The 12,759-nt window shown below is 59.5% G+C and carries 14 protein-coding genes; 8 read left to right on the forward strand and 6 right to left on the reverse strand.

Translation table 11 applies throughout. The features are described 5' to 3' along the window. Positions 1 to 1,022: 1,022 nt before the first annotated feature. Entirely contained in the window at positions 1,023 to 1,241 is a 219-nt protein-coding gene (locus ABLE71_RS22045; protein WP_348785641.1) for an acyl-homoserine-lactone synthase, read from the forward strand. A 365-nt stretch (positions 1,242 to 1,606) separates the two neighbouring features. Here ABLE71_RS22045 and ABLE71_RS22050 read toward each other — a convergent pair whose 3' ends face one another. Both ABLE71_RS22050 and ABLE71_RS22055 read right to left on the reverse strand, forming a co-directional pair. Continuing rightward, positions 1,607 to 2,632, reverse strand: coding sequence for a dienelactone hydrolase-related enzyme (locus ABLE71_RS22050; protein WP_348785642.1), 1,026 nt, complete (start codon positions 2,630 to 2,632; stop codon positions 1,607 to 1,609). Then, on the reverse strand, positions 2,622 to 4,235 hold the full coding sequence (locus ABLE71_RS22055) for a hypothetical protein (protein WP_348785643.1): 1,614 nt from the start codon (positions 4,233 to 4,235) through the stop codon (positions 2,622 to 2,624). The genes ABLE71_RS22050 and ABLE71_RS22055 overlap by 11 nt, the downstream gene beginning before the upstream one ends. Before the next feature lie 113 nt (positions 4,236 to 4,348). Between ABLE71_RS22055 and ABLE71_RS22060 the strand changes: the two genes are divergently transcribed. Both ABLE71_RS22060 and ABLE71_RS22065 read left to right on the forward strand, forming a co-directional pair. Next, positions 4,349 to 4,777 (forward strand): transposase, encoded by a 429-nt coding sequence (locus ABLE71_RS22060; RefSeq protein WP_348785644.1) that lies wholly within the window; start codon positions 4,349 to 4,351, stop codon positions 4,775 to 4,777. A gap of 82 nt (positions 4,778 to 4,859) precedes the next feature. Next, positions 4,860 to 5,243, forward strand: coding sequence for a hypothetical protein (locus ABLE71_RS22065; RefSeq protein ID WP_348785645.1), 384 nt, complete (start codon positions 4,860 to 4,862; stop codon positions 5,241 to 5,243). Here the strand turns inward: ABLE71_RS22065 and ABLE71_RS22070 are convergent. From ABLE71_RS22070 to ABLE71_RS22085, 4 genes are read right to left on the reverse strand one after another with little or no spacing between them, the layout of a single operon-like run. Next, the gene (locus ABLE71_RS22070; RefSeq protein WP_348785646.1) at positions 5,227 to 5,715 is read right to left on the reverse strand and encodes a hypothetical protein; all 489 of its coding nucleotides are present in this window, start codon (positions 5,713 to 5,715) and stop codon (positions 5,227 to 5,229) included. The genes ABLE71_RS22065 and ABLE71_RS22070 overlap by 17 nt on opposite strands. A 21-nt stretch (positions 5,716 to 5,736) precedes the next feature. Further along, entirely contained in the window at positions 5,737 to 6,441 is a 705-nt protein-coding gene (locus tag ABLE71_RS22075) for a thermonuclease family protein (protein ID WP_348785647.1), read from the reverse strand. Next, positions 6,438 to 6,983 (reverse strand): thermonuclease family protein, encoded by a 546-nt coding sequence (locus ABLE71_RS22080; RefSeq protein ID WP_348785648.1) that lies wholly within the window; start codon positions 6,981 to 6,983, stop codon positions 6,438 to 6,440. The genes ABLE71_RS22075 and ABLE71_RS22080 overlap by 4 nt, the downstream gene beginning before the upstream one ends. Then, on the reverse strand, positions 6,980 to 7,549 hold the full coding sequence (locus ABLE71_RS22085; protein ID WP_348785842.1) for a hypothetical protein: 570 nt from the start codon (positions 7,547 to 7,549) through the stop codon (positions 6,980 to 6,982). The genes ABLE71_RS22080 and ABLE71_RS22085 overlap by 4 nt, the downstream gene beginning before the upstream one ends. Positions 7,550 to 7,766: 217 nt before the next feature. Here ABLE71_RS22085 and ABLE71_RS22090 point away from each other — a divergent pair, with 217 nt between their 5' ends. The 5 genes from ABLE71_RS22090 to ABLE71_RS22110 are packed head-to-tail and all read left to right on the forward strand — an operon-like array spanning position 7,767 to position 12,754. Continuing rightward, positions 7,767 to 8,606, forward strand: a complete 840-nt coding sequence (locus tag ABLE71_RS22090; protein ID WP_348785649.1) for a lytic transglycosylase domain-containing protein — start codon at positions 7,767 to 7,769, stop codon at positions 8,604 to 8,606. Between the two features lie 27 nt (positions 8,607 to 8,633). Continuing rightward, complete coding sequence (locus ABLE71_RS22095) at positions 8,634 to 8,969, forward strand: TrbC/VirB2 family protein (protein WP_348785650.1); 336 nt, start codon at positions 8,634 to 8,636, stop codon at positions 8,967 to 8,969. A 4-nt stretch (positions 8,970 to 8,973) separates the two neighbouring features. Further along, complete coding sequence (locus tag ABLE71_RS22100) at positions 8,974 to 9,273, forward strand: VirB3 family type IV secretion system protein (RefSeq protein WP_348785651.1); 300 nt, start codon at positions 8,974 to 8,976, stop codon at positions 9,271 to 9,273. Between the two features lie 2 nt (positions 9,274 to 9,275). Beyond that, positions 9,276 to 11,690 carry a VirB4 family type IV secretion/conjugal transfer ATPase gene (locus tag ABLE71_RS22105; RefSeq protein WP_348785652.1) on the forward strand — a complete coding sequence of 805 codons (2,415 nt, stop codon included), beginning with the start codon at positions 9,276 to 9,278 and terminating at the stop codon, positions 11,688 to 11,690. Then, entirely contained in the window at positions 11,687 to 12,754 is a 1,068-nt protein-coding gene (locus tag ABLE71_RS22110; protein ID WP_348785653.1) for a lytic transglycosylase domain-containing protein, read from the forward strand. The genes ABLE71_RS22105 and ABLE71_RS22110 overlap by 4 nt, the downstream gene beginning before the upstream one ends. Positions 12,755 to 12,759 lie beyond the last annotated feature (5 nt).

Consider the following 12,759-nt stretch of genomic DNA (forward strand, 5'->3'; position numbering starts at 1 on the left):
TATCGGTCAAGGAATATTGGGTTAACGGATTCCTAACGACGCGTTCGTTTTCCTATAGACGATTGTTTTATTGAGGCTTTCCGCGAATTGTCAGATGACAATCCGCAAACCTCGCGCACGCTCGCTGAGCCGCGGGACACGACTACCTACCGAAGGAGACCCGACTCACCTCGCGCCGTCACCCCGGCAGAAACGCCGGGGTGACCCGGCTCGCGCCGCTCCGATCTCTTCGGCGAATCGACGAAGCAGGATGCAAATGGCGTGCAGGCGTGCAAACGGGCAGGTCGCGGCAGAGCCGCAGGCGGATCGAGCGCGACGAGGCGGAGCTCTAACGAGCGTCAAGGCGTCTCATGGTCTTGTGATCCGCGGGTTGCGCGATGTGCTGGGCGAGCCAATCTGCCAAGCCCTCGATGATGCTTCCATCGTCGACGATCATGCTCTATCCGGATGGTCGCCTCTTCGTCGACGGTTGGGGCGGGGCATGGAGGTGCTGGCGAATCTTGAAGCCGGCGCCGCCGAATCATCATCGGCAGCGTCGCCCGCACCTTGCAGACGGAAGCGCACAACGAGCAGCCTATCCATCTCGGGTGAGTTCCGATTAGGGGACACCGGTTCGAAGGCCTGTTGCCGCCCGTAGTTGCTGCGCCAAGCTTCACTATTCACAGGCGGGCTTCTCGGCTCATTCCGCTCGAGGATTATGTACGCGATGGGATCAGGACGTTGGCGCAGGCGGCGACGATCCGCGAAGCGATCGCCGCCAATTGAACATCGTGAGCTGCCGCAGAACGGGCTCGTCGCCGGCATCCTGCTGGCGCGACCCAGATTGTAAGGCCATTCTCGCTGTGGCGACAGAACCGACCATGCTGACGAGGACGTTTCCACAGCTGCTGGCGGCTGGGCGGCTCGAAGCCCATACTGGGTCGGGTCGAGAGTTGGCGTTTCTGCGTCGCCACGCCGCGTGGCGAGGGCAGGGAAGGGGAGCGCTAATGATGCCACGCTGACCCCGTTCGCGGCGATCATCGATGGTCGATCGCGACTTCGAGATCGTCACCGTCACAGACCTGCGCTTCGAGCGCATCCTGAATCGAGCGGGTTGGCCGATGACGCGTATCGGCGAGGCGGAGCAGATAGGCCGCACGGTCGCCGTGGCCGGCATCAGAGGCCATATTCAACGCGAGAGGAGGTCGTGCATGCGATTGCGCGCAACTCTTCGACTGTTCGGCGGAGCGTGCGAGTGTTGAACCCGCGATTCGGCTTTCGTATTACCGCATCGGCGAGACGACGAGTTTCACTGGTTCGCCAACGCCCGATCCGCGCGGCTACCGAACCGAGGGCTCCGAGGTGCGGCTCTACGCAAGGGGCCAGGCTGCGAACTTCAACCTGACCGATGACATGCGTGGCGAAGCGGATCGTGAAACGCGCTTTTTGGTATTGTGCCGAGCGCGCTTGCGAAGGTCGCAGCTGTGCTCGCTCAATATCTTGAAGGGCAGGCGGCCCCGATGGTCATCACTGGAGAACGCTGAGCCTCCCCGGCAAAACGCAATCTTTGCAACAAGGGCTTCTATATATCTGTGTCTGCAGCGGTCGTGCATCGCACGGATGTATTTCACGCTCGCTGGGCCAATTCGTCAGATCTCGACAGAAACCGCTTCAAGCTCAAACCAGCCAACAAAATGTAGGGCGGAACGGCGAGTGAATAGTGGCCACAGTTTAATTCCAGAATTTTTGGCTGAGCGCCGGCCTCTCTCAGCCTTTGCATGAACCTCTGTGATAGTTCGGGCAAAACCACCCTGTCTCTCTTAGCCAACACGACGTGTAGATCGAGATCGGCCCGTACCAACTTTTGTGCGTAATTCTCCAAGTTAAGGGGGATCCACGCGGTTCTGAGATCGGCCAGATCGATCGCAGAATCAAGGCTTTCGCGTATCGATCGTGTCGCCCGACCCGTCCAAACCATATCCGCCAAATTGCCCGCCGTCAGAAACAACGAGGCCTTTGAGACCGCCAAGTCGTGCGCCGCGACCATAGCCGCAACCCAGGAGCCTAAGCTCATTCCGAGCACGGAAATCTCTCTATAGCCTTCGCTTTTCATCCAACGTATGAGTTTGCGCCCATCCAATACCGCCTGCCTTACAGATTGGATCGTTCGACCGAGATTAGCGCTAAGCATATAGTCGGCGTACGCCGAGCCAGGACGGCTGCGCTCGAAATGGTAAGGCATAGCCATCTCGACAACCGTGATGCCACGCTGCGAGAAAAAGCTGGCAATCGGACGATTCCGGGCGGCTGCATTCCAATGGTGAAAAATCACCATTGCCTGATCGAACGACCCGCTTTCCGTGATTTTCGTCCAGACAATGTTGTTCTCTGCGACGTCAGTAGAAATGTCTGATGGAAATTTGAGCCACCCATCCTTCTTTTCAAACCCCTGATCGCTCATAGTCGGCTCATCGAAAAAGGCTGGATCAGCAACGGCTTGGTTCGCAAGTGCACAGAATTCCTCGATACTTGTTATCTCCTTCGCACCTGGAAAGGCGCGTTCTGCGTCAAGGACGAAATCCGCTGGATTCTTCCCTTCTTCTCCGCGAAGGGCCCGGCGCTCGTCCCAACGATCGAGCCAACTATGAAACACTCTGATTGTTTCCTAACTCGCTCGCTCGCCAGCGGCCTAATCCTGGATCGAACAGGCCGTATAGTGCGACTAGCACTGAAATGGCCAGAAGGGTGGAAAAGCCGGCAAACGCGTCGATCAACAAGTAGCTGACAACAAGTAACGCCACGACCGCCGACATCTTCCACAAAGGCGCATGAAATCGACCTCCGTCACCTAATCGGATGGAGCCATACAGAAATACAAAACAGGTCGAAATTACGATAAGAAGGCTGCTGTAATGCGTCGGCATACGATAGCGGAACCCGGTGCTCACATCCTCGCGACCTTTGAACATCGAAGACATATCGTCGACCAACCACGCCACAATATTCTCACCACTGGATGCAAGATAAGAGCTTTGGACCTTCATCCATATGGCGACCAGAACCCCCAAAATAGTACACCGAAAAACCCCACGCATCACTGTGAGGCCGGCTTCACTGAGTTCCTGCTGATGATCAACATGCGGCAGCTTCTTAAATCCGTCTCCAATTCTCCAAAGATCATGAACAATCGAATAGAGCAAAATGAGACCTACGAAGAAAAGATAAAACACCAGGCACATGTATAGGTAAGCTAGCCCTGTAAAAACGACTGTTGCGGGGACAGATATGACCTCAGGACGCACAAGAGCTATTTTTCCCCAATCCATGGCATAGTTGCCACCGCCCTTCATCAACGGGATCAAGGACACGCCGATCCATTGAAAAAGACCCGCGAACAGCAAGCAAATCAAAAAAACCGACCAATATGTGTACGAGGAAGCGTCAACGTTGCGCAACCAAGCGTCGTCGCTTTCCACCTGATCGCCCTGCGCTGCGAGCTTTCGGCGCCCCTCACTTTTCCAGAAGACCAGCAACTCTATAACGAAGAAGAAAAACAGCGGTAGGAACACCATAAAGTCGAGTGTCCAATTTGCGGCCCAAAGGAATCCAACCTGCTTAACGAGCCCGTCCGCTCGCTCGTAGGTGACGTTGTGGATACCAATGATGTAGGACAAAAAGCCGAGGGCGGTCATGCCGGCAAACACCGACGCCGGTAAATTCAGGGGAGATCCGTGACTAAAAAATGCCTCCGATTTCCTCGCCAAACTAAAACGCCACCTCGGCCCCTCGGCTTCAGTATCCCGTTTCAGCTCTGCCGGAGACGCTGTGTCGTCATCGAAGGTCGCAGGCAGTGCTGTATCTGGAATCTCCTGTGCAACGCTGCTTCCGGCTCTCTTCCATTCTCGTCTCTTGGCCGCTAACCGCGATTGCGCCGCAATAAGCTCCATCTGCCATTCGCTAGTTGCAACCGGATCATCGCACCCAAAAACCCTCGCCAGCCAACGAATGTTGGCAGTGCTAATTCCCTTCTCGTTCTCTTGAAACCAAAGCTGCACCGTTCGCAGATCGACCCCAATCCGGTTGGAATCGATCTGTGAAATCGCCTCTGCCAGAAGCTCGGGCGTCCATGGGCCTGCAGGAAACCCGTCCTCGCCCAGTGGCCGACCAGCACCCGCCGCGGCCAGCCGCTTGAATAATTCTTTGAAATCACTTTCGTCTCCCTGCGGAGGGAGAAACATTTTTCCATTCTTAATCAATGGCTTACAGGCGCTGGTTTCGTTTCACTTCGCTAGCCTTCGTATCTTATCGTGCTCTCGTCCTTGATCAACGCTTTTATCAACTCGATTTTGGCCGGCACGGAGAGGATCGAATGAAGGGACATGCGGCTTTGTGGGATGTGGATGAACGCTATGCGCGGCTGAGCGATGCCGGTGACCCGCCGGAGAGGCTGAACATGGTTGTTGCGTGGGAGATGTTTCGCAAACCACTGGCCAAGGCACAAAACCGCCCGGATCGGTCGCAGGGCGGGCGCCAACCTTATGATGCAGGGATGATGTTTAAGGCCCTAGTGTTACAGGCACTTTACGGGCTGTCGGATGAGCAGGCCGAGTTTCAGATCATGGACCGGCGCACCTTCGGCCGGTTCCTTGGTCGTCTGGTTGCCGGCGACAGGGTCGACGTGGCTGCTGGCCAGCACCAACACCGGCTCCGAAATGTGGGGCCGACACGGCGTATCGGTCGAATAGACCAGGCTTCATCAGTTGCGTGCATCGCAAGAAACCAAGAGGCAGGCCGATGATAAGGGAAGGGAAAGGGGCTTGACGCGTAAAGGCGGATTCGTCCGCCGGGCGACAGCGACTGGTCACGGTAGGGCAATCATCATGCCGCTTTCGGACACGATCGAACGCCATAGACAGTCATCCGCCAGAACGCGGACCTTCGAGCAGATTTCCGGCTGGCTGCGGCAGCCGGCGAGGATTGTATCTCACCTGCTCCGCCGTCGCTCGAAAAGCGCGATCGCTGAGGTCATCGCGGCCGAGCCATCCGACGTTGACGAGGCCCGCGCCAAGACGCTTTATTTGATGGCGATCCTGCTGTCCGGGACCGAGCGCCTCGGTCGAGTTCAGCAGGAACAGCTCTCCACTTCCCTTGCACCGTTCCACGCAGAACTGCGAGCAACTTTGATGATCAGCGACTCTGGCGATTTAGCCGGTCCAGATCTTCCAACGACCAGACGGACGCGTACCGCTATCTCTCCAGACTGAACCAGTGTCGTTTGATCTGATCCTCGCTTGGTATGTCGAAATAGTACGGTTCATCGCGGAACGGCCGAGAGATCGAGACGGTCTGACGGCAATCGTCGCGGCGGCCACCATATCGACTTCCGCAGGTATCTCGAACCTGGGTGCAACGGTTCGGCTCGCCGCGAGCGCCGTGTTCGTTGTCGCTGTATCCGACCGACCATCCGGCCGGGCAGTCCGCGTGCTGCTCGTAGCCCGGCTTGCCGGTTCCAGCCTCGGGGCAGGTTGGCCAGGTGAAGCCCCAGCTTCCCATTGCGGAGATCAGTCGATTCATCGGTGGATGACAGGCGGGAACTCCTCGCCATGAGGGGTCGGAGGAGGAAGCGCACAACAGAACTTCACACCCCCATTCGCTGGCCTGAGCGTCGAGGTCCGGCAAAAGTGAGGCTGCAGGCGCAACGATCGCTAGGATCGCGGTCAGCATTGCACGGCGCATGAGGACTCTCCTTGTTAGAACCTATCGGTCGGTCCGTCGCGGTCGCGTTCGGGCATCTTCAAACGCCGGCGAGATCTCGTTTTCACGCTCGGCCAGCAGGTTAAAATCTGCGATCGGCTGTCGTGACAGCGTTCTGTCGATGGCCTTGCGGCGCCACTCGTCCATGTCGAGGACATAGGTTGCCCACATACCGTAGCGTGCGCTCATGGCGTGCTGCTGCCACTCGAGATAGTCGGGACGGGAAGGGGAGGGGGAAGGGGACGCGACGCGTGCCCAGCCGACGCGCAGCATCTCAACCGCGAGATCACGGCCGCCGGCGGTGCAAACGCCAACGAAAGCCTGCGGCGCAGTCGAGAATGAGACCTTGCAGGTGATCCGTTTCAACCCGACGGTTCGTTTGAGCCAGGCTTTTGCCAGCGGTCCGCACGGCACCGGCTTGGGAATTGGACTGTTTCCGTGTCGCTTTGGATCGTAGGACCATTGCGGCAGCTCACAGCTGTCGATGTCCGCCAGTTGCACCCTGGCGGCATCCTCAGGGAACCAGATCGTGCGGCCGTCGAGGACTGCGGCTCTGCCTGAGATGGTTGTTTGGATGGTGTCGCCGTTTGATCGCCCTGCAGTCGCATTTCCCGGTCCGGTCGTACGGAGCAAATCAGCCGAGAGGGCAGGGGAGGCCACTGCTGCCGTCAGCTGCAAAAAGGCAATGGTGATTCCGGTTCGTCTCATTGCCCATGCCCTGCAAGCATCCGCGCACGGCCGAGCACGATTGCCGGATGCTGAACGTCGTCGAACTGCCAGAGCCCCGCCCGCCTTTCACGGGCGCTTTGCTCGACGACTGCATAGGGTGCGTGCTGCGGCAGGCCATCGGCGCGCATGGCCGCGAACGCAAAGCCCGACGCGATCAGGACATTGGCGAGATCCAGTCGATCAGTCCCGATCGTCGCGTAGCAGGCAACGTAGGTGATATCCTCCTGTGTCGAAATCGGCGCGCAGATCGGATGTGTGTCGGCGATGTAGGCGGCGAGCACCGCCAGCGAGGCATCGCCACAATCACGACGGTGGCCCGTGTGATCGGTGTAGGTGGTTCCACGCAGGCAGGTCTGGACACCGTAGAGACGATAGCGATGACCTTCCTCGATCCAGCTATCGCCGGTCTCGAGCGTCACGCCTGGCCGAAGGTCAAAGTAACCATCGGGAGCTGCCCCGCAGACACTGGCAGAAAACACTGAAGCTACCAACGTGCCCGTAATGCCCTGCCAGGCGTTCATTGCTGCTTGATCCTGGGGTCGGCCCACATGCCGTAACCGCCGCGGCCGATCTTCTCGGCCTCGACAAGATCGACGCGAGCGGGCGAACCATCCGCCTTCTCCGCGATACGATGTGTACCGAGCGAGACGAGCTGCTCCTCGAACATATCGACGCTATCGAGACTACCGGGATAATTGTAGTAGCCGTAGCAGGTGGCGTCCTGGAGCGGCGCATTCTGCTCGGTGACGAAGGACCTGCAGAACACGACCTTCGGTGACTGCAGCAGGGTCGCCAAGCCGCGCTGTGCGAAATCGGCGCAGCTTCCGGTAAAATCCTCTTGCCGGTTCACCATGTCGCCGTCACAGGGCTTGATGCCAAATAGATGCAGCGAGAGCTTTTCGTCGACGCGGAAATCCGTCGGAGAAATCGCCTTGTAGCCTGACGCTGAGGCGAAGCCCTTCCGGTCCACGACTTTTCCCTGACCGTCGTAGTACTCGATGACGAGCACCGTCTTGCCCGGCGCCGCGAGCGAGCGGACGTAGTCTTTGTCGACCGGCTCCGCAGCGTGAGCCGAGACCGTCATCATCACCGCCGATATCCATCCGACCGTGGGGCTCAGGCGCATGACATTACCCTTTTGCTTATTTCTCTTTGCCTCATTGCCGAATTCTAGCTTGACATAGCGTTCATGTTCAAGCACCTCTTTCTAAGCAAATTGCTTCGCCGCTAAAACGCGGCAAAAAGGCAGGAGATGCGAGGGCATGCGAAAAGCGGCTTGCAGAGCTGGCACGAGGTTGGTGGGTTTGCTCGCGATCGTGTTCGCCGACTTCGGAGATTCCATCGCACACGCAGGTGAGAAACTCGTTGATCCTGCGCGCTTCGCCTATGCTTCGGGCGGTTCTCATGGTCTGGCAACCTCGGTACGCCAAGGTCAAGTGACCGGTGACGATGAATACTCACTGACACCGACCGGTGCGATCGTCCCAACATCGTTCGGCGGCTCGGGACTGCCGATCGGAGAGACGCACCAATACGGTGTCCCTTTTGGTTCCTGGGATTTGCCCGCTGATCAGCTCAACAATTCTAATCACATTGGTAACGATATTGTTGTAGAGCCTCACGCATGTGGACCGTCTCCGCTGACGTCAGACGAGATCCGTGAACTGGTGATCGATGCCGCACGGCGGCATAACGTTGATCAGGACCTCGCCGTGGCCGTTGCGTCTGCCGAGAGCGATTTCGACCGAAATCGAAACTCGCCGAAGGGTGCGCGCGGGCCCATGCAGTTGATGCCGGGAACGGCCGCCCGCTTCGGCGTCAGCGATCCATGCGAGCCCACGGGCAATATCGACGCGGGCATCCGCTATCTCGGCCTGCTTCTGGCCGAGTTCAAGAATCCGATGTTGGCGATAGCCGCCTACAACGCGGGCGAGGATCGCATCTACGAATATGGCGGTATCCCGCCGTTCCCCGAAACCGTCAGCTACGTGGCCAAGGTCGTGAGCCACCAGCTTGGTCTGCCGATGCCTCGTCGGGACAGAGCGAGAGGGCGGCACCGCGCAGCGACGGATGAGCTGAGCGAACGCGGCGTGGTCATGACGGACAAGCGTCGGCAGTGGATCGCCGGGGTCATGCAGTTCTAAGCGCGGCATTCACAGGAGAGCACGGCCATGCGGCAGATATCTCAACCAGCACCGACGATCCCGGGAAAGATCGTGCTGATCGCCGGTATGTGCGCCGCGATCCATCTCGGCGCGATCGATCTCGCGTTCGCACAAAGCTCGGGTGCGTTCGCGCCGCTCGAGACCGCCGTGCAGATGATCGTCGACTTCATCACCGGCCCGTTCGGTCGGCTGCTCGCGATCATCGCGGTTATCGGTCTTGGCTTCCTTGCCTTTGCCGGCCGTCTGTCCTGGTTTACCGCCGGCGCTGTCGTGCTGGGCATAGGTCTGGTTTTCGGCGCGCCGGCGATCGTGGACGAGATGATTTCGGCTGTCGGGAACTGAGGCGATGGACGACGTCTCCGACGACAGGCCTGAGCTCACGCCATTGGTGATTGGCCTGACGCGACCGCCCATGATGTGGGGCATCCCTCTCAACGCCTTCTACATCATCGTGGGAGTCACGCTGATCGCGTTCCTTGTGACAGCAAGTTTCTGGTCGGCGCTGATCGCGCCCTTCATTTACCTCGCACTTTTTGCCTTCTGCAGCCGCGACATCCGCATCCTTGACCTCGCGCAGGTTGCCGGGCGTCGCACGCCCCGCACACGGAACCGGCTGTTCTGGCGCACCAATTCCTATGGGCCTTAGCCATGCTGAACGTTGTCACAGAAGAGCTGGGATTTGGTCGCGAGCGTCGCCGTGAACGTGCCATGGCCGTCCACATTCCCTACATGCGCCACCTCGCCGACACGGTGATCGGGCTAGAAAGCGGCGCGATCCTCTCTGTCATCAAACTTGACGGGCTGTTCTTCCAGACGGAGGACCAGGCCGAGCTCAACATGCGCGCGAGTGTGCAGAACACCATGATCCGCGCGCTCGGCTCCAGCCGCTACTCGCTTTGGTCGACCGTCGTCCGCACGCAGGTTCAGCCGGAAACCGGCGGCTCGTTCTCGGATTCGTTCTGTGACCTGCTCGACAAGCGCTACATGACGGAACTGCGCGCCAAGCGCATGTTCACCAACGATCTCTATTTCACAATCGCGCGTTCCGGCATGCGCGGCGCGCTTGGCGCAGCCGAGACCGTCTCCCGGCTTCTCGACAGATCTTCCGGTCGGGAGATCGTCGAGCTGCGCCTACACGAGCGTATCAACGAACTCGAAGAGGTCGTCGGCAACATCGTTCGCGAGCTCCAGAAATACGGCGCGCGCCCACTCGGTATCGTCCACCATAAAGGCGAGCCGTACTCGGAACCCTGCGCCTTCTTCAACACGCTTCTAACCTGCGGGCTCTCACGGCCGATGCGGTTGCCGCGGATGGCAATCCGCAACTATGTCGGAACCTCGCGACTGCATTTTTCCAAGCGGACTATGCAGGCGCAGGGACGGGTCGAGGCTGAGAACCGCTTCGGCGCGATGCTTTCCATCAAGGAGTATCCGCCCTTCTCGGCGCCCGGCATGCTCGATGGACTGCTGCAGATGAACCATGAGTTCATGCTGACCCAATCCTTCACCCTTGCTGACAAGCCGATCGCCCAGGAACGGATCTCGCGCCTGCAGCGTCAGATCCGGGCCTCCGACGAGTCCGGCAGCACGGTCGAAACCGACATCGATTTCGCGCTCAACAGTCTCGTCAATCAGGAGGCAGTGTTCGGTTATCATCATTTCAGCCTGCTCTGCCTGTCGCGCAATCTCGCTGGCCTCGACAAGGCCGTAGCCGAACTCGGCTCCTGCCTCACAGACATGAACGTCAACTGGCTGCGCGAGGACCTCAACATGGAGGCCTCCTTCTGGGCGCAGCTGCCCGGCAACCATGCCTACATCGCCCGTTCCGCCATGCTGTCGAGCGCCAATTTCTCTGGCCTTTCCTCCATGCACAATTTCGCGACAGGGCGGGCGACCGGCGTGCATTGGGGACTGCCGATTTCCATCCTCGAGACAACGTCGCAAACGCCGTATCATTTCAATTTCCACCAGCGCGACATCGGCCACTTCCTCGTCACCGGCCCGACGGGCTCGGGCAAGACCGTCGTCCTCACCTTCCTGCTTGCGCAGGCGTTCCGCATCCGGCCGGAGCCGAAGGCCGTCTTCTTCGATAAAGATCGCGGCGCCGAGATTTTTGTGCGGGCCGTTGGGGGTGCCTACGAGGTTTTGCAACCGGGCGTTCCGACAGGGTTCAATCCGCTCCAGCTCGAGAACAATTCGACCAATCGCGATTTCTTGGCTCGCCTCCTCAAGGCGATGCTCCAGCCTGCTGACGGGAGCGGCTTTGCCCAAGAGGAAGAAGATACCCTGGAACGAGCTATTGGCCGCATCTGCCAGGAGCCGATCGGACAACGCACCCTCGCCAATCTGTCCGGCCTCCTGATGGGACGTTCCCGGGCCGACGCCAACGATCTTCAGTCGCGACTGAGACCGTGGTTCGAAGGCGAGAAGGCCTGGCTCTTCAATGCTGGACGCGACGTGCTGACGTTTTCCGGCCGGAGCATTTTTGGCTTCGATATGACGCACATCCTGGACAATCAGGAGGTGCGCACACCGGCCCTCATGTACCTGTATCACCGGCTCGATGAGCTGCTCACCGGCGATCCCGTCCTGATCTTCATGGACGAGGGCTGGAAGCTACTTCAGGACTCGACCTTCTCCGGCTACATCGTCGACAAGATGAAGACGATCCGGAAGATGAACGGGATCGTCGGCTTCGGAACGCAGTCTGCCGCCGACATTGCGCGCGCACCGCAGTCACACACGCTGATTGAGCAGTCGGCGACGAACATTCATTTCCCCAATCCGCGCGCGGACGAGGAGAGCTACATCCGCCGCTTCGGGCTGACGGCCAAGGAATACAACTTCGTCAGGAACACGCCGCCGGAGCGGCGGACCTTCCTCATCAAGCACGGGAACGACTCCGTCATCGCACGGCTCGATCTCTCGGCGATGCCCGACATCGTCAAGGTGCTATCGGGCCGCAAGGAGACTGTCGAGGCCTGCGCGGCGTTGCGTGCCCGTCTTGGTGAGGACCCGGCGGCGTGGCTCCCGGAATTCTGCGGATGGGAGCGTGCAACATGATCCGGCGGCTTTCTCTCCTTCTCACCTTGCTTGCCTCACCGGCCCTTGCCGACATTCCAACAATCGACGGCACCCTGCTCGATCCGCGCGAGGCGCGCGATCGAAAAACAACCGATATCGATGAGGCGGATCGCGACCGCTACACCCAGAACCAGGGCGTCACCTGCTCAGTCCACCGGCCGGCGCGCAAGGACGATCCGGTCGCCGCCGCGAATGCCAATCCGACGATTGCCGGCCTTGTCCGCCGCATCGCGCGCGAAGAGGGGATCGATGAGAACCAGTTTCTCGCTTTGGTCTATCAGGAGAGCCGCTTCAATCCGTGTGCAAAGTCGGGCGCCGGTGCGCTGGGCCTTGCACAGCTCATGCCTGGCACCGCGAGCGACCTCGGCGTCAATCCTTACGATATCGAGCAGAACCTGCGGGGTGGCGCGCGCTACTACAAGCAGCAGCTGCGCCGCTTCAACGGCGATGTGTCGCTGGCGCTAGCCGCCTATAATTCCGGGCCTGGCAATGTGCAGAAGTATGGCGGGATCCCGCCATTCCGCGAGACGCAGGGCTATGTCGCCAACATCACCCAAAAATGGCTGCCGGCCTTTGGCGGCTCGGACAAATCCGGCATTCCCCTCAATTATGGCGGCGGCAGTTCTGCTTTCGAAGGGGCGCGCGATAGCACGCTGAACGCGATGGGCTTGACCGCGGCGACCACTGAAGGCTCTGGCGACATCACCTCGTGGTTCGAACAATTGGGCGCCATGAACACCGGCACGATCCAGGACAGCTGGGATCACAATGGTGGGGCGCGCAACGCCAATCTCGAGATGATCAATCAGCTCATCCTGCTCGGCACGGCATTCACCGATCTCACCAACTCAAGCAACGCCATGACGGCGAGCGACATGTCGGGTGCAAACCGATCGGGTCAGTACGAGGAGACCGAAACAGGGGGCACACGGCCCGTGGCCGGCTTCTGTGACGAGAGGCAGGGGCTCGTCTGGGACGCTGGGGCAAAAGCCTGTGTCCAGAAAATCAATCTCGAAGCCGGGCTGCAGCTCACCCCGGAATGATGGAG

The sequence above is a fragment of the Mesorhizobium sp. KR9-304 genome (genome assembly GCF_040049215.1).
In the GTDB taxonomy this organism is placed as follows: Bacteria; Pseudomonadota; Alphaproteobacteria; order Rhizobiales; family Rhizobiaceae; genus Mesorhizobium_K.

Excerpts from the sequence above, each read along its gene's own strand:
- ABLE71_RS22045 (WP_348785641.1), top strand. The coding sequence starts at position 1,023 with ATGGTCGATCGCGACTTCGAGATCGTCACCGTCACAGACCTGCGCTTC.
- ABLE71_RS22060 (WP_348785644.1), top strand. The coding sequence starts at position 4,349 with ATGAAGGGACATGCGGCTTTGTGGGATGTGGATGAACGCTATGCGCGG.
- ABLE71_RS22065 (WP_348785645.1), top strand. The coding sequence starts at position 4,860 with ATGCCGCTTTCGGACACGATCGAACGCCATAGACAGTCATCCGCCAGA.
- ABLE71_RS22070 (WP_348785646.1), bottom strand. The coding sequence starts at position 5,715 with ATGCGCCGTGCAATGCTGACCGCGATCCTAGCGATCGTTGCGCCTGCA.
- ABLE71_RS22075 (WP_348785647.1), bottom strand. The coding sequence starts at position 6,441 with ATGAGACGAACCGGAATCACCATTGCCTTTTTGCAGCTGACGGCAGCA.
- ABLE71_RS22080 (WP_348785648.1), bottom strand. The coding sequence starts at position 6,983 with ATGAACGCCTGGCAGGGCATTACGGGCACGTTGGTAGCTTCAGTGTTT.
- ABLE71_RS22085 (WP_348785842.1), bottom strand. The coding sequence starts at position 7,549 with ATGATGACGGTCTCGGCTCACGCTGCGGAGCCGGTCGACAAAGACTAC.
- ABLE71_RS22095 (WP_348785650.1), top strand. The coding sequence starts at position 8,634 with ATGCGGCAGATATCTCAACCAGCACCGACGATCCCGGGAAAGATCGTG.
- ABLE71_RS22100 (WP_348785651.1), top strand. The coding sequence starts at position 8,974 with ATGGACGACGTCTCCGACGACAGGCCTGAGCTCACGCCATTGGTGATT.
- ABLE71_RS22105 (WP_348785652.1), top strand. The coding sequence starts at position 9,276 with ATGCTGAACGTTGTCACAGAAGAGCTGGGATTTGGTCGCGAGCGTCGC.
- ABLE71_RS22110 (WP_348785653.1), top strand. The coding sequence starts at position 11,687 with ATGATCCGGCGGCTTTCTCTCCTTCTCACCTTGCTTGCCTCACCGGCC.